This window comes from Microcoleus sp. SVA1B4, from assembly GCF_036700545.1.
Taxonomy (GTDB): Bacteria; Cyanobacteriota; Cyanobacteriia; order Cyanobacteriales; family Microcoleaceae; genus Microcoleus.
In genome coordinates this window covers 1-16165 of the sequence record NZ_JAUBPB010000012.1, presented here as the reverse complement: position 1 = coordinate 16165, position 16165 = coordinate 1, and the positions used below count along the sequence as shown (strand labels likewise).

Here is a 16165-nt window from a genome sequence, read left to right as displayed (position 1 = left end):
AAAAAAAAATATAAACAATAATGAATGAACCGCATATTGAAATCAAAGCCTGGAAAAACAAGAAAATAGATTCCACAAAAGCTCAGGAAATATGTCAAAAAGGGACTGTGATTGGAGTTATTACCACAGGAAAAATTACTCAACCGGCTAAGGCTGTATTCGACAAAGCAGATGTAGCTTGGGTAGAAAATTTTCCAGAAAGTGAGTTGTTGAATCAGGAAGGTCAAGAGGAAAGCTAATGTTAGATATTATTTTTTATGCCTTCAAAACTGCTCGACCACCGCACTATGTCGAAATGTCGGAAGACGTTTACGAGTGGTTGGCCAAATCAGAATTTTCCAAAATCGGCAAATCTGTCCCCAGAAATATTTTGATAGATGAAGAAGAGGAGAAGCTACCTGTAGTTGAGTTAGATCGAGATATTCGCCAGAAGCTCAGAAATTTTTTCCGCGATGCAATTATCTGCGAAAGCGATACCGTCCTCACCAAGCTGGGAGATTCCCCTCTCAAAGAAGAGTATCAAACAGCAACCTACCGTTTGAGGAAATTGCTGGACTTGCTAAAATGTGTTGAAAACGAAGATTATCAGTATCTTCAGCGGGTCGTTTAATTAAGCGCGATCGCAATATCACAATTCTGGTAAAATGTAAAAACAATTAGCAGAAAGTCAGAAAATGGAACTCGCAGTAGAATGTCAAAAGCGGGCAGAAGGCAGTAAACCTAACGCCCTGCGCCGCTCTGGATTGATTCCCGCCGTCCTCTACGGCCACAAAGGATCGGAATCCATTTCCCTTACCATCAAAGCCAAAACAGTTGAACACCTGCTCAAAAAGCACGTAGTCAACAATGCCCTAATTGACCTCAGCATTCCCGACCTCTCTTGGAGCGGAAAAACCTTGCTCCGGGAAGTTCAAGTTCATCCTTGGAAGGGCTATCCTTACCACCTGAGCTTTTTCTCGGTGGCAACTCAAGACAGCCTGGAAGTTGAAGTGTCGCTGAATTTTGTCGGCGAACCAGTCGGCGTCAAGTTAGAAGGCGGCATTTTGGATACCGTACTGACGCAACTCGCAGTTAAGTGCAAACCAGACAGCATTCCTGAAGCAATTGAAGTAGATATTTCTCATTTAAAGGTTGGGGATGCGCTGCACATTCACGAGTTAGTTTTGCCTGCAGGAGTGGTAGCTCTCGGCGAACCAGATCAGGTGGTTGTTAGCGTGCTGGGAATTCAAGCAGGTTCTGAAGCCGAAGACGCAGAAGAAGACGCAGCCGCAGCCGCAGCAGCTTAATTAGTAATTGCTAAGAGTTGTTAACTAATTGTGGAAAAAAGGGCGATCGCTTTCTCCGAAAAGGGCGATCGTTTTTTGCTAAAAAGGCTATTCTCGTTTGGGTTCGATCGCACTTACTCTACTCCGCCTTGAATCTGCTGTCGCACCCATTGACTAAAATCAATCTGTGCGGCAACTTCATCGATGAAAGCCACTTCTAGAAACTGGTATAAATCCGTTTTTTCAATAATGGGAAAAGTCGGAGATCGATCGCGCTCAACATAAGCCCCATCGACTAATTGCAGAATCCGCCATACCCGCCCGTTAAACCGCCAAAATTCCGGCACGCCTATACTGGCATAGAGTGTATTTTTATTGATATCGGTATGGGTAATATCTACTTCCACGACTAAATCCGGGGCGGGATCGACATTCAAATTAACCAGGCGATCCGCCACTAAGGCATAATTCTGGATGTAATACCCATTGTCAGGCTCGGCGCTCTTGAGGAGGTCTTCGCGATCGAGCGTAGTCGATCCCATCGTCTTGATTTTCATGCCCATCTCCACCACAAGGACTCTAATAAAGAGTTCAATCAAGCGAGCAGAGCGTTCGTGTTCTTCGAGGGGCATGGTGATTTCTAATACTCCGTTATCGTAGCTAAAACGGGCGCGGGTGCGCTCCATCAGCAAACTTTGAATTTGCTTGAAGGCTTGCCAATCGATATCGCCAAAGGTGAGGCGCTTTTCACCGACAAGTTGAGGTGGTGGCTCTAACAACATCAAAATTACCGCAATTTAAGCGAAAGTTGACAAAACATTTGCTGTTAATTATTTTAATATATTTCTTCAATAAGTCTTGTGGTGCAGGCATCCTGCCTGCGCTCGATTTTGGTGTGTGAGGAACTATTGCCGCTGGATCGTCGTCTGCTGCACTATCGCCTTTCTCAGGTTTCTGGAGGTACAAACCCAACCTCGAAAATCCTGACATTCGCCGACTCTGGCATCCCTCATGGGGCGTGAAAACCTCTATATCCGGTGCAAGCAGCAGAATGCCTGGAAAAAACCGAGGCGGAGGTGGCCGATCGCTTTTTTGCCGGAGTTGCCCGATCGCGATCGTATTCTGCTATTGTTGAACCTTTCCATCACATTCTCGACAGCTTCGGTAAGACGGCAATTTTGGCGTCAAACCGCTGTATAATTGTGAAACATTTTGAATCCTATAATTTACTTGCTACTTGTGGAGCCGCCGCCCCTATGCCATCAACAGTCAATACAGAATCAACAGCGGTTCAATTTAACCAACAGGGAGAAATATACTTATCCCAAGGAAAATTAGAAGAAGCGATCGCCTCCTGCGAGCAAGCTTTGAAGATTCACCCCAATTTTGCACCAGCTTACAAGACTTTGGGCAACGCGCTGCAAGCTCAAGGCAGGATGGAAGAGGCGCGGCACTGGTACGCTAAAGCGATTGAAATAGAACCGAATTTTGCGGAAGTATATGCGAATTTGGGCAGCCTGGGCGCGCAGCAGCAAAAATGGCAGGAGGCGATCGGATTTTATCAAAAGGCGATCGCGATTAAGCCGAATTTCGCGGGAGTGTACCGGAATTTAGCAAAAGTATTTGGACAAATTAACAAACCGGAAGAAGCCCAGCAGTGCTGGTATCAAGCATTTAGTTTGGAACCGGAAAAAGTAGCGCCGGGGGAACACTTGAATATGGGCGACGCTTTTTTTCGGCAGGAAAAATTCCCCGAAGCGATCGCCTGTTACGATCGCGCCATAAAATTAAATCCTAATGTGGCGACAGCTTACCAAAATTTGGGCGAAGCGCTCAAAAAACAAGGCAAGTTAGAGGAAGCGACAGCATATTATCGCAAAGCTATTGAACTGAACGCAGCTAATGCGAGAAATGGCAGCGAGGGAGAGCAAACTTTGGCGGGTGCAACTGCGACAAACGGTGCAGTTAAGCAGCAGCCCGCAGCTACCCCAGTGCAGCAGGCAGTTAAGCCGCCAGTGCAGCAGGCAGTTAAGCCGCCAGTGCAGCAGGCAGTTAATTCTACAATTAATATAGAAGATCCAGAAGCATACAAAATACTGGCAGAAGGCTATTTTGCTCAGGGCAAATTGGAACAGGCGATCGCAGCTTGCAAGAAGGCGCTGCAAATTAAGCCGGAAGCGCCGCTTTACAAAATGCTGGGCAACGCGCTACAAGCTGGCGGCAAAATTGATGAAGCTAAAAGTTGCTATGTCAAAGCAATAGAAATTAACCCAAATTTTGCCGAAGCTTATGCTAATTACGGCAGCATTTGCGCGCAGCAGGAACAGTGGCAGCAAGCGGTTTCTGCTTACGAAAAGGCGATCGCCCTGAAACCGGATTTTGCCGGTGCTTTTCGCAATTTTGCGAAACTGTTGACGCAGTTAGGCAAGCCGGAGGCTGCTGCTGAGGCTTGGTATCGAGCATTTGCGATCGACCCGAAGTCTGGCACCGCTGAGGAACACGAGAATTTAGCCAAAACTTTGATCGAGCAAGGTAAGGTAGATAAGGGAATTGAGTGTTATCGGCGCGCGGTGGAGTTGAACCCAAATGCGGGTGCAGCTTATCACGAATTGGGCGAAATTCTTAAGGGGCAAGAACAGTGGGAAGCGGCGGTAGATGCTTACAGCAATGCAATTAGAAACAATCCTGATCTTTCTTGGTCGCACAACAATTTAGCTGAGTCGCTGGTTAAGTTGGAACGGTGGGAGGAATCTGTAAATGCTTACCGCAAGGCGATCGAATTAAATCCTGATTTTAGCTGGTCTCACAACAATTTAGCAGATGTGCTGCTGAAGTTGGAACGGTGGGAAGAAGCCGTGAATGCTTACCGCAAAGCAACAGAATTAAATCCAGATTTTAGTTGGTCGCACAACTATTTAGCAGACGCGCTGATTAAACTAGGAAGGTGGGATGAGGCAATTTCGGCTTACCAAAGGTCGATCGAACTCAATCCCGACCATTTTTGGGCGCACAACAATTTAGCAGAAGCGCTGGTGAATTTGGAACGGTGGGATGAGGCAGTTGTTGCGTACCGGCGTGCTAACGAAGTTAATCCGAATTTCTTCTGGTCGCAGAGCAAGTTGGGCGACGTGCTGCTAGAAATGGAAAGCTGGGAGGAAGCGATCGATGTTTACCGGCGCGCGGCCGAGTTAAATCCTGATTTTCCGTGGACTTATTACAACATGGGAACGGCTTTTGAGAATCTGGAACGGTGGGATGAGTCGATCGCCGCTTACCGCCGTGCTGCGGAAATTCAGGCGGATTTGCCGTGGCTTTCGCAAAAGTTGGCTGATGCTTTGAGGATGCGATCGCAGTGGGATTTGAAGGATGCTATGCGTTTGTACCGGCGGGCGATTCAGGAGAATCGTGATGACGTGCAGTTGTATCACAAGGCGCTGGAGATTGCGCCGAATGATGCTGACCTTTACGTTGAGTTGGCTGATGCTTTGGTGCGGAAGAATTGGCCGGATGGGGCGATCGTCTTTTATCAGATGGCGTTGCAGATTCGGCCGGGCGATCGGGGGATTTCGGCGCTGTTAGAAGATGTGTTAAAAAAAAAGGGTGTAAGTAGGGCGGCGGAAAAGAGCGATCGCGCTGTTCACGGACACTCTGGAAATGCGATCGAACACAGCCCTGGGGTAGCTACCGAGTACCACGAATTAGGGGCGTCTCTGCAAGAAGAAGGTAAATTGGCTGAGGCTGTGGCCGCCTACCGCAAAGCAATTTCAATTAATCCTAATTACTTTGGAACTCACCACAATTTAGGCGATGTCCTCAAATGGATGGGTAAAGTTGATGAGTCTATTAAAAGCTATAAGAAAGCGGCAGAACTGAATCCAAATTTTGTTTGGTCGCACCACAACTTAGCTGATGTATTTCAAGAAGAAGGTCGGCTTGATGAAGCTGTTGCCACTTATCGGAAAGCGATCGAGGTTGCTCCTGAGTTTGGCTGGTCGTACCACAATTTAGCAAAAACTTTAGCTAAACAAGACAAGCTTTCGGAAGCTCTGGAAGCTTATCAGACCGCGAGCAAACTCGATCCGAAACTTTTTGGTTTGGATTATAAAAACTTGCGAGATTCGCTATTCCTCGGTCAAGACCCAGCTTACACGAAGTGGCGCGCGAAGAACAGCCCCAGAGAAGCTGATTTGCGAAAAATGGCGGAAACATTAGAAATCTTTAACTACAAGCCGCTGATTAGCATTGTCATGCCTGCTTACAATACGCCAGAAAATTATTTGCAGGAGGCAATAGAATCAGTTCTCAATCAGATATATCCTTATTGGGAATTGTGCATTGCGGATGACGCATCAACCGCGCCTCATGTCAAGCAAATTTTGCAAGAATATGCAGCTAAAGATAGCCGAATTAAAGTAGCTTACAGAACCAAAAACGGTCACATTTCTCACTGTTCCAATTCTGCTTTGGAGTTGGCGACGGGTGAATTTGTGTCTTTGCTAGACCACGACGATACACTGACGCCAGAGGCGTTGTATGAAGTGGTGCTGCTGCTGAACCGGCACCCGGAAGCGGACATGATTTATTCAGATGAAGATAAGATTTATCAGGATCAGGAACTGATAAATCCTTTCTTCAAGCCAGAATGGAGTCCGGATTCATTTTTATCTAGGATGTACACTTGCCATTTGGGAACTTACAGGCGATCGCTAATTAATGAAATCGGCGGTTTTAGACCGGGTTTTGAGGGAGCTCAGGATTATGATTTGGTTTTGAGGTTTACGGAAAAAACTGACAAAATCTTTCACATCCCTAAAATTCTTTACCACTGGAGAATGCACGCGGGTTCGGCGGCTGGCGGTGTAGATGCTAAACCCTATGCCTATGATGCAGGGCAAAAAGCTTTGCAAGAGGCGATCGAACGCAGAGGCGAACCGGGGAAAGTTGAAGGCGTTCCCTACTTTTTGGGACACTTTATTGCACGCTACAAAATTGCGGATTACAAGCGGGTCAGCATCATTATTCCGACGCGGGATTTGGGGGATGTTTTGGACAATTGCTTGGAGTCTATCTTTACTAAGAGCGTCTACCCCAACTACGAAGTTATCGTGATCGATAACGGCAGTCAAGAGCAACACACGGCGGAAATTATGGCTAAATGGAGGGCTAAGGAATCAGCGAGGTTTAAAAGTTATCGCCTCGATATTCCGTTCAATTTCTCTAAGATTAACAACTACGCTGCTAGCAAAGCGGAGGGAGATTACTTGCTGTTCTTGAATAACGATACAGAGGTAATTACTCCCGACTGGATTGATGGGATGGTTGAACAAGCTCAGAGAAGCTCGATCGGGGCTGTGGGCAATTTGTTGATATATTCAGACAACAAAATCCAGCACGCGGGAGTGGTGATGGGGCTCGGCGGCGGTGTGGCGGGTCACAGTTATTACCATATGCCGCGATCGATTCCTGGCTATTTCGGGAATGTGGTAGGCATGAATAATGTTTCAGCGGTAACTGCTGCGTGTTTGATGTGTCGCCGGGAAGTATTTGAAAGTGTTGGTGGGTTTGACGAAGAACTAACGGTGGCATACAATGATGTGGATTTGTGTTTGAAAATGCTAGAGAAAGGGTATCGCAATATTTACCTGCCTCATGTAGTTCTCTATCACCACGAATCTAAAAGTCGAGGTTACGAGGATTCGCCTGAAAAGAAAGAGCGGCTGAAGCAGGAATCGAAGCTGATGGAAAGCCGATGGCAAAAATATATTGAGAATGACCCTTACTACAGCCCTCATTTAACCAGAGCTTGTCAAGACAGCGGTATTAGATTGGAGGACGAGAATTGGCGGCCGAGTCATTAGGAACATCTCCATGAGGGGTAGGCACGCAGGGCTGTTTAATTCTTTGTAGGGGCAATCCCCCCGCGGTTGTCCTGGTTGGTGGGGAGGGTAGGCACGGGGGCACTACCCCTACAAATCAACAACCTGTAGGGGCGGTGCCCCCGTGCCCGCCCTGAGTGTCGGGAGGATCGAGAGGATTGTGACTCCGACAGAAAACCGATACAATTCACCTGACGGCACCAATGTCAAAAACCTGTAGGGGCGGGTTCACCGATAGCTTCAAGGAATACCCAAAGACTAAAAAACCCGCCCCGACCCCGCGCGAGAATCCTGAAGATTGACATTGGTGCAAGTTCTCAGATACAAGGTAGTTATAAACCCTTTCTCAACCAAGCTAAAAAAATGAAATATACGGTACAAAATTATGAATAACTCATTACAAGTGCATGAAGAGACTGCTTCTAATTATTTTCATAGAGGCAACCTCCTGAAACAGTCTGGTAAATTAGAGGAAGCGGCTGCCGCCTACCAGCGGTGTACTGAACTAAACCCGGATTTTTCCTGGTATCACCACAATTTGGGTGAAGTTTTGGCGAAATTGGGGCACCGGGATGGGGCGGAAAAAAGTTACCGCAGGGCCTGCGAACTTAACCCGAATTCGGCTTGGTCTTGGCACAATTTAGGAGAGGTTTTGGAACAGCAGGGCAATCTAGATGAAGCCGTTGCTGCGTACCGCAAAGCTGTGGAAATATATCCAGATTTTTATGAGTTTTATAACAGCTTGGGTAAGGGTTTGTGTTTGCAAGGTCAACTGGATGAATCTATAAGTTGTTTGCGAAGAGCGATCGAGCTGGACTCGGAATCGGCTTTGCCTTACCAAAATTTGTGGGAGGCTTTGGCAAGACAGGGACGGGTTGATGAAGGGATTGAGTGCTTGCGTCATGCGATCAATCTAAATCCGGGTGATGGGGAATTGTACCTGAAGTTGGCAGAGGCTTTCCAAGGTAAGAATGAATTAGCAGAAGCGGTAGGTTATTACCGAAAGGCTATTCAGTTGAAGCCTGATTTCCATTGGCTTTACTATAAATTGGGAACGGCTTTAGCGGCACAGGGTCAATGGGATGAGGCGATCGCGGCTTACTCGAAAGCCGCTGAGTTGGAACCGGGTTCGGCGATCGTTCACCACTATTTGGGGCATACTTTGTCGATCGTGCAACGGTGGGAGGAGGCGATCGCATCTTATCGGAAAGCGCTTGATCTCGTACCGAATGCGGCAGTGATTTACCAGCATTTGGGCGATGCTTTGGCGAAAGTGCAAAAGTGGGATCAAGCTGTGGGGGCTTACCGCAAGTCGGTTGAGTTTGAGCCAAATTCGCTGGAGGCTCAAGACCATTTGGGGTTTGCTCTATATCAGTTGGGGCGGTACGATGAGGCGATTTCTGCCTATCGCAAAGCTTTGGAAATTGCTCCTGATTCGGATGTAGTTCACTGTCATTTAGGGGAAGCCCTGCAAAGAAGAGCTCGCGTCCAACCACTTCAAAAAGATGTTGAGCTGGATTTAGATGAGGCGGTAAAGTGTTATCGCAGGGCAAGCGAATTGAATCCAAGCAATTTGGAGGCGGCTCAAAAGGCTGTGGAGATTAAGTCTGATGACTCGGATCTTTATTTGCGGCTAGGTAAGGCTTTGGCAGAACAAGGGCAGTTAGATGGGGCGATCGCTCAATACCGCCGCGTTCTCGATCAAAATTCAGACTCTTGGGAGGCGCAGCATTATTTAGGGGAAGCTTTGGCAAAACAAGGGCGGTGGGATGAGGCGATCGATGCTTACGATCGATGTGTGAAGGTTCACCCTAATGATTTTATGTCTTACGCTGGTTTGGGTGATTTTTGGCTGGGTAAGGGAATGCCAGAGAGGGCGATCGAGTTTTATCAAAAGGCGATCGATCTTAATCCTAATTTAGCTGAGGTTTATGATAAGTTGGGTGATAGTTTGGCTAAGGTGGGGCGACAAAAGGAGGCTAGTGTTTGTTATCGTCGGGGGCTGGAATTAAAGGCGAAGTAATAGACTTGAGCTTTTTTCCGAAACCCGGTTTTTGGCAAAAACCGGGTTTTTTGAGCTAGGATTTACCGATGGGGAAAGCCGATCGCTCTAATTGTGATTGGGCTTGTTTCAGTTTTTTTGTTTAAGTCCCGTTATACCTTTTCTTGACAGGAACTATTTTAACCCACATTCCGCACTTCTTAATATTATTCTGAAGATTTAGATCAACAAATGGCTGTAAGCTTTTCTCAGCAAGGCTTACAGCATTATTAAACTATATTGCTTTTTATAAAGAATCATTATCTATTTCCCGTAAAATAATTTTTATTGAGAAATAATTGCATATTAAAGCCCTGGAATAACGGTTTTCCGTAAAAGCACTTCTGACTATGTTAAGAAGTGCGGAATGTAGGTTTTAAGTAAATAAATATGCTAAAGTATAGAAAATCGCTTATTTACAAAAGGTAGAACACATGGGACAAAAAGCTAATGCTGAGGATTTTATAGGGCGATACAGAGAAATCGTCTCAGACCCACTCAACCTTCTCATACAGAGAGATCCCCGTGCTGGATTTGTGGAAGGCAACTATGTTTATCTTCACAACGGTTTGAAGATGCCAATATCTGGTCCTTACGCCTACTACGGTGCGTTCAGTTCTATTCTCTCCATAAATCGCGGGGTACATGAACCATTAGAGGAATTTGTATTTCAAGAGGCATTAAATCGCTTCCCAATTTCGCCAATAATGCTTGAACTTGGTGCATACTGGGGGCACTACTCAATGTGGCTAAAAATGGCTCGTTCCAATGCAACCGTTCATCTGGTAGAGCCAGAATTGGAAAATATAAACGCAGGAAAGCATAATTTTGAGCAGAATGGCTTCGTTGGCGAATTCACACAGGCGTTTGTCGGTAAAAATCTGTTTGGGGTTGATAAATATTTAGAGGAAAGAAGAATACAGAAACTTGACATACTTCATTGTGATATTCAAGGATATGAGATGGAAATGCTAGAGGATTGCTCCAATTCATTAGCAACCAAAATCATAGACTATCTCTTTATTTCAACTCATTCCCAACAATTGCATCAGGATGTTATAAAACGGCTTGAGAATTTCGATTATAGAATTGAAGTATCGTCCGATTTCGATTACGGCACTACTTCTTTCGATGGCTTTATCTTTGCCACCAGTCCTTGTATTGAACCAGTATTCAAACAATTTACTCCAATGAGTAGAATTCAGATCGAGCAGGCACAGCCGGTGCATACGATCAACTACCTGTCAAATATTATACGGGAGACCAAAATTCACGAGTAAGCTGTCGCGCATTTAAATTGTATATTCAGGGCGGGCGGGACGCCCAACCCCTACTCCCCACAAGACTTTAATTTTTTTGACATACAATTTAAATGCAGAACAGCTTACGTTATTTTTTAGCAAACTATAGATTCATTCGATCTAACCACATCCGATTTTAATAATGCGATCGCAACAAGTGTGTTAATTGGATGAGTCAGACTCAAGCTACTGAATGTATTGAGGATGAACCGGTTTACGCCAGAAACGCAAGGGCTTCAGATAATTGACCTTTTTGTTTCAGTTGGTTAGCTGTTTTAAAATAAGTAGTCATGGTTTTTGTTATTGGCCCTTGGCAACATGGTCTTAATTTATCGTTACTTTATCAGAGTTAGGGTTTATCGTTGCTAATTGTGACTGTGCTTGTTTCAGTTTTAAACGCGAACGATCCAATTCTCTCTGCATTTCTTGGGCTGTTTGTTTCCAACTATTCAACTGAGATTTTACCCATTCCTTTTCCGATTGAGTCGCCTCTAATTTAGCTTGTACCTCCTGAGTCGATCGCTGCCAAGTTTCCAATTGCGCTGCTAACTGAGATTTTTCTGCTTGAGTTTGCTGTAATTGTGACTCTTTTTCTTCTAACTGAGACTGTAATTTACCCAGAGATTGGGTAAATTGTGCTTGTATCTGCTGTACTTGCTGGGCTAACTCTTTTGCTTCTCCAATAAAAGCCTCTTTTTGAGCCTCTAAAATAGCGGGGTTAGCCTCTGCATACGGGCGATATTGGTTAAAAATAATCTCCCGAGTGCGAGTAAAATCGGCTCGATTATGGCTACTGGTGTTAGTGCCATCTTTTCTTTGGGTAAATTCGCAGGTAGTTTCTTTGATATGGGCTATGTCAAATTTGCGAGATAGCCGAATTATTAAATCCCAATCTTCATGGGTTGATAGGGTTTCATCAAATAAGCCCACTTCATCTAAGCACGATTTTTCGTGCATTAGACATAAGTTAGGAGTGCAGTTACTCACTAAGATTTTGTCATTATCAAAGTCTAGCGAGTAGGGCACACTACGCTGAACTGTCACATATTCACCCTTTTGTTTTTCCTGTTGGGCCATGACAGCATCGGTATAGGCGATTTTATATTCGCCATTTTCTAGGAATTTGACCAGGGTTTCGATGTGATTGGGGTAGTAGATATCGTCGTCGTCTAAGTAGGCGATGTATTTACCACGGGCGGCGCGGATGCCAGTGTTACGGGCGGCGGAGCGATCGAGAGCGCGATCGTGTTTTTTATAGACAATGTTACCCTTGGTATTGAGGCGTGAGATGACTGATTGTACGTCAACGCCCCCATCGTTGACCACAATGATTTCTAATTCTGTAAAGGTTTGATTGAGAACGCTTTGGATAGCTTGGGTAAGCATTTCGGGGCGGTCTTTAGTGGGGATGATGACACTGACAAGCGGGCGACCTATGTTAACAGTTGATTGCCCTATTTGGCGATAGGGTAGTGCGTTTAGTTCTGATGGAGCAATTGGCACTACCACGTTAACAGGGGAAACTCCCTCACGGGATATGCCATATTCTGCCCAAATCTGTATGGGCTCATCCACAGGTGCATTACCAGATGTTGATAAGCCATCAGGGTTATGGTAGTAGATGCCAAGTGTTTCTGAAATATGTACCAGTTTTTCAGTTTTGCCAATACGCAGCCAAAACTCGTAATCTGCTGCGGCAATTAGATATGTTCGGAAATAGCCATGACGATTGTGTATGTCCTTTCTCCACATTGGCTGGGGGCCGCAAATACACTGACGTTCCAGTTCAGAGTAGTCAAAATGCGGCCAACTAAAGCGCTGAGTAGCTTGATTTGTGAGCCATGTCTCATTAGCAACCGTACTGATTAACTGGTCGGCATAGACTAAACTTGTGTCAAGGTGAGTATCTAAATAGTTAGCCAATATCTCTAGCGCATCAGGTCGATGACGATCGTCCGCATTAGCATTTGTAATATAGACTCCCCGCGACATCTTAATTGCTCGGTTCCAAGAGGCATATAAAGGTTCACGCTCTGTTGTCCTTTCGTAGACTATATTTGGATACTTTGACTGGAATTCTCGCACAATTGCCTGCTCATTTTCGGGAGAAGCACTATCAATAACTATAATTTCAACTTCTCCTTTTTGGTAGAGTGTTTGTTCTACCAAGTCTTGCAGACAGCCACGAATAAATTTTTCTGATTTATAGGTGGATAGTATCGCTGAAACTTTGAAATGAGAGCGCTCATGCTGCGTATTTAGCAAGGCTGTTCTGGACAAAGTTACTTCGCTATATTGCTGATCTAGTAGCGCTGTTCGCAAGACCGATACTAATTGTTCTACGACCTTATAAATACTGAAGGATTCTTGAGCAAACGCAGCCGAAACTTGGCGGATTGAATCGTCATAATCAATTTTTTTTAATGCCTTAATTATTGTCTTTGCCAACTCTTGTTCAGTGTTAGGTGAATAGAGCAAACCTGTTTTGCCATCTATAAGAGTTGCAGCTACCCCGCCTACATGGTGTACTACAGGAATACAGCCACAGGCTTGAGCTTCAACTGATACAAGGCTGAAACTTTCTAGGTAAGACGGTAAACACAGGATGCTGTGCCGAGAATAAATTTCAGGCATTCTCTTACGAGGAACCGATCCATGAAAATATACTCCCTTGCGTTCTACACTTTTGATATCTTTTTCATAGCTATCACTGTGATCCAGCCATAGCGCGGCACTTCCATAAACATGAACTTCTGCGTCAGGGAAAATGCGATTTACAATGGGTAATGCTTCTAATAGGACGTGGAGACCTTTATCCGAAACTATGGCTCCAGCAAACAGGATAGAGTGTTTACTTCGCGCTACTGGCTGTGGAGTGAAAATGTCTCCTACCATGTTTGTACATATTTGAGTTTTTTCAGGAGGAGCACCTTGGGAAATCGCTGCATCCCGGTGAATTTCTGAAAGACATAGGATAGCGTCTAAGTCATTAAATCGTTTGATGTCTTCAGCTTCAAAATACCAGCAGTGGTGATGTAAAATCCATATCTGTCCTGGTCGCTTAGGAATATTTAATAACGTTCTGATGACTGCACCCAAAATCACAACATCATACTTTGATATAAAAGCTTCTCTATCTTGAGGCTTCGGAAATGCTAAAAACTTTACACCCTTATAGGTATGCGATTTGGTTATATGATCTCCTGTGATTTCAACACACAAAGAAGGATATAATTTTGCCAGTGATGTCGCTAAACTTATAATTGCTGTAGCGGCTCCGCCATCTGCAATATGGCTGGTATCAGTAAAGCCAGCATAGTAAAAAAGTATTTTACATACATCTTTGGACTCCGAATTTATAACTGGGCGATGATATTTTACGTCACCGGGTGAATATGGATGCGTACTAGGTGATTCGGCAATACCGTTCCCCCAGTCTATATCCCAAATGTCAAGTTCTGAAAAATAGTCGTAACCGTATTCCTTAAACCATTGTAGAACCTGTTTTTCTCGCCATTGCTCTGGCCAATTATAGATTGTTTTATCAAAAAAAGGATAACCATAAAACCATTCAGGCGGACAGGGACGTAAGCCTAGATTGGTTTCATCTTTGCTAAGTCCATAAATACTATTAATTTCTTGAATTGATTTTTGCGGTTGCCTAATGTGTTCCAAGCAGCGATACCAAGCTTGCTTAACAAGGAGATTGCGCCAGTTTACAAATTGAAAATGAAGTAATCCATAATCATCTCCCTCAATCGTATATAGCTTGCCTTCAAGACCCAGGGGCATTTTACCTACATGGAATGCTTCGTCACCGTAATAACATTTACCATTATCAGCAAATATAATCTGTTTATAATTATTTGTCCAAACTGATGTATCATGTCGATATTGCTTTACCGAACGCCACAACTGAATCCATGCTAATTGCAGCCTATCACCTGGGCTCAGCTTCAGGATTTCCTTACGTAAGAACTCATTTTCTATAAGGTTTGATGTAAAAGCTTCATCTGCATCGATAAAAATGAAGTGTGTTCCCCCAATTTCTCGACCAGCATCCAATAGTGGTTTTTGACGTCCGCTTTCGCTGTATTGCCATGACTCAGTTTTTCTGATGATTCGCTCAATAGGATATTCTTTCCGCAGGGATTCAACAATTTCCACTGTATTATCATCTGAAACATCGTCATGAACGCAAATAGCATCAACAAACTTTGCAACAGCCCGAATACAAAAAGCAATCTGTATTGACTCGTTCTTTGTCTCAATCAAGGCGACAATTTTTTTTCGAGAATTTAATACCGTTAAAATTTCTTTTTGATGAATTTGATTGCCTTTGATCCAAAAAGAGTTTCCCTCACCTCCGCCACTTTGATTCAGTCCGATACCTGATAGATAGATACTGTGGTCTGCTAGATACTTCTCTAGATTAGACAGTTGGCACTGATCTTGGTACATAGTTCTGTATAACCAAACTTTTAAAAAGAGAGAAGAACAACGCTCCAATGTTTGTTTGGCACCTTTAAGAACTTTTAGTTCGGCTCCTTGCACATCGCACCTGAGTAAATCAATCTTCTTTCCCGCTAGTGGAGCAAAACTGTCCAGAGTGACTGTGGCTACTGTGTATGCTTCTGCTGGAGATGCACCGAAAGTAGTTAGTCCTTGGTCTTGATCTTCTTGAACTCTCATCGGAAGAAGAGAGCCTGTTCCGTCTAGCGTTGTTTCATAAAAAACAGCGGTTCCATTCTCGTCAGAGACAGCATAGTTGTAACAAAAAACGCGTGGATTTCCAGGAAAACGCTCTAAAAGTAGGGAGAAGTAACGCTGGCTTGCTTCAAATACATAAATTTCGGCATTTGGATAGTTTTGTAAAAATCTATCTATCTCAAATCCCAAGTGGCCGCCAACAATAACAATACACCGAACTTCATTGGCTGATTTCCCAATAAACTCGTGAAGATGGTTTTCGGTCGCTTGTTGAATTTCTGCATAGGGGGGATTACCTGTTGCACCTGTGTAAGCTTTCGTTGCTGGCAGATAGGGGCATGTTTCACTGAATAAGTGGTTCAGCCTAACCATGAATAAATCCTGGCTGTTGTCAAACATCAACGAATAGCCTAACTCTGCTAAGTATGATATAATCTTTTCTCTGTCTTTGCCATACTCGATAACAATCATTGAGGGGTGAAATCGATCAAAATCAAGACTTTTTAGAACATCAAAATCAAAGCCTTCAGTATCTATTGAAATAAAATCAATTTCGGGAATCCCCTCTTCCTCAAGAATGGCTGTCAGTCTCTTGATAGAAACTTTTTCTTTCTCCCACAACATTCCATACTCTTCTTGCCAACGCAGTGTTTCCGACTCTAAAAATGTAGAAACATCACTTTGCCATTCTGGTATGTCAGGATTGATACCAACATTTATATCTAGTTCTCCTTCTTCTAATCCTACGGCTGCACGGATGCACTTGACAGAGGTATTCTCATAGGATTGTGCCAGTTTTTCAAAATTCCTTTTTACTGGCTCTATACAGAGTCCAGTCCAGCCATAAGTTTCATATAAGCGGCGTACATTGCTGTAATGTACGCCATCACAAGCTCCTACCTCGACAAATATTTTATTTTTCGGCGGATAGTCTAGAAAGAATTTTTCAATAACCTTATCCTGTTCGCATTG

The 16165-nt window shown here is 44.3% G+C and carries 9 protein-coding genes; 6 read left to right on the top strand and 3 right to left on the bottom strand.

All coding sequences use genetic code 11. The features are described 5' to 3' along the window. The first annotated feature begins 20 nt into the window (after window positions 1-20). The 3 genes from QT987_RS08245 (at window position 21) to QT987_RS08235 (ending at window position 1286) form a co-directional block, all read left to right on the top strand. The gene (locus QT987_RS08245) at window positions 21-239 is read left to right on the top strand and encodes a hypothetical protein (RefSeq protein ID WP_333238888.1); all 219 of its coding nucleotides are present in this window, start codon (window positions 21-23) and stop codon (window positions 237-239) included. Further along, window positions 239-610, top strand: coding sequence for a hypothetical protein (locus QT987_RS08240; RefSeq protein ID WP_333238886.1), 372 nt, complete (start codon window positions 239-241; stop codon window positions 608-610). The genes QT987_RS08245 and QT987_RS08240 overlap by 1 nt, the downstream gene beginning before the upstream one ends. A gap of 64 nt (window positions 611-674) precedes the next feature. Next, window positions 675-1286, top strand: coding sequence for a 50S ribosomal protein L25/general stress protein Ctc (locus tag QT987_RS08235; RefSeq protein ID WP_333238884.1), 612 nt, complete (start codon window positions 675-677; stop codon window positions 1284-1286). A 113-nt stretch (window positions 1287-1399) separates the two neighbouring features. Here the strand turns inward: QT987_RS08235 and QT987_RS08230 are convergent, their stop codons facing one another. Together QT987_RS08230 and QT987_RS08225 are read right to left on the bottom strand one after the other, a co-directional pair. Further along, a complete protein-coding gene (locus QT987_RS08230; RefSeq protein WP_333238882.1) occupies window positions 1400-2047 on the bottom strand; it encodes a Uma2 family endonuclease in 648 nt (215 codons plus the stop codon). Beyond that, a complete protein-coding gene (locus QT987_RS08225) occupies window positions 2013-2255 on the bottom strand; it encodes a hypothetical protein (RefSeq protein WP_333238880.1) in 243 nt (80 codons plus the stop codon). Before QT987_RS08225 ends, QT987_RS08230 begins: the two co-directional genes overlap by 35 nt. A 266-nt stretch (window positions 2256-2521) precedes the next feature. Between QT987_RS08225 and QT987_RS08220 the strand changes: the two genes are divergently transcribed. The 3 genes from QT987_RS08220 (at window position 2522) to QT987_RS08210 (ending at window position 10462) form a co-directional block, all read left to right on the top strand. Beyond that, window positions 2522-7123, top strand: coding sequence for a tetratricopeptide repeat protein (locus tag QT987_RS08220; RefSeq protein WP_333239053.1), 4602 nt, complete (start codon window positions 2522-2524; stop codon window positions 7121-7123). 403 nt (window positions 7124-7526) lie between these two features. Further along, window positions 7527-9164 carry a tetratricopeptide repeat protein gene (locus QT987_RS08215; RefSeq protein WP_333238878.1) on the top strand — a complete coding sequence of 546 codons (1638 nt, stop codon included), beginning with the start codon at window positions 7527-7529 and terminating at the stop codon, window positions 9162-9164. Between the two features lie 452 nt (window positions 9165-9616). Then, window positions 9617-10462, top strand: a complete 846-nt coding sequence (locus tag QT987_RS08210) for an FkbM family methyltransferase (RefSeq protein ID WP_333238876.1) — start codon at window positions 9617-9619, stop codon at window positions 10460-10462. Between the two features lie 345 nt (window positions 10463-10807). Here QT987_RS08210 and QT987_RS08205 read toward each other — a convergent pair whose 3' ends face one another. After that, entirely contained in the window at window positions 10808-16105 is a 5298-nt protein-coding gene (locus QT987_RS08205; protein WP_333239050.1) for an FkbM family methyltransferase, read from the bottom strand. Window positions 16106-16165: the final 60 nt, after the last annotated feature.

What these genes read in the sequence shown, in the direction of transcription:
- QT987_RS08245 (WP_333238888.1), top strand. Translation starts at nt 21, where the DNA reads ATGAATGAACCGCATATTGAAATCAAAGCCTGGAAAAACAAGAAAATA.
- QT987_RS08240 (WP_333238886.1), top strand. Translation starts at nt 239, where the DNA reads ATGTTAGATATTATTTTTTATGCCTTCAAAACTGCTCGACCACCGCAC.
- QT987_RS08235 (WP_333238884.1), top strand. Translation starts at nt 675, where the DNA reads ATGGAACTCGCAGTAGAATGTCAAAAGCGGGCAGAAGGCAGTAAACCT.
- QT987_RS08230 (WP_333238882.1), bottom strand. Translation starts at nt 2,047, where the DNA reads ATGTTGTTAGAGCCACCACCTCAACTTGTCGGTGAAAAGCGCCTCACC.
- QT987_RS08225 (WP_333238880.1), bottom strand. Translation starts at nt 2,255, where the DNA reads ATGTCAGGATTTTCGAGGTTGGGTTTGTACCTCCAGAAACCTGAGAAA.
- QT987_RS08220 (WP_333239053.1), top strand. Translation starts at nt 2,522, where the DNA reads ATGCCATCAACAGTCAATACAGAATCAACAGCGGTTCAATTTAACCAA.
- QT987_RS08215 (WP_333238878.1), top strand. Translation starts at nt 7,527, where the DNA reads ATGAATAACTCATTACAAGTGCATGAAGAGACTGCTTCTAATTATTTT.
- QT987_RS08210 (WP_333238876.1), top strand. Translation starts at nt 9,617, where the DNA reads ATGGGACAAAAAGCTAATGCTGAGGATTTTATAGGGCGATACAGAGAA.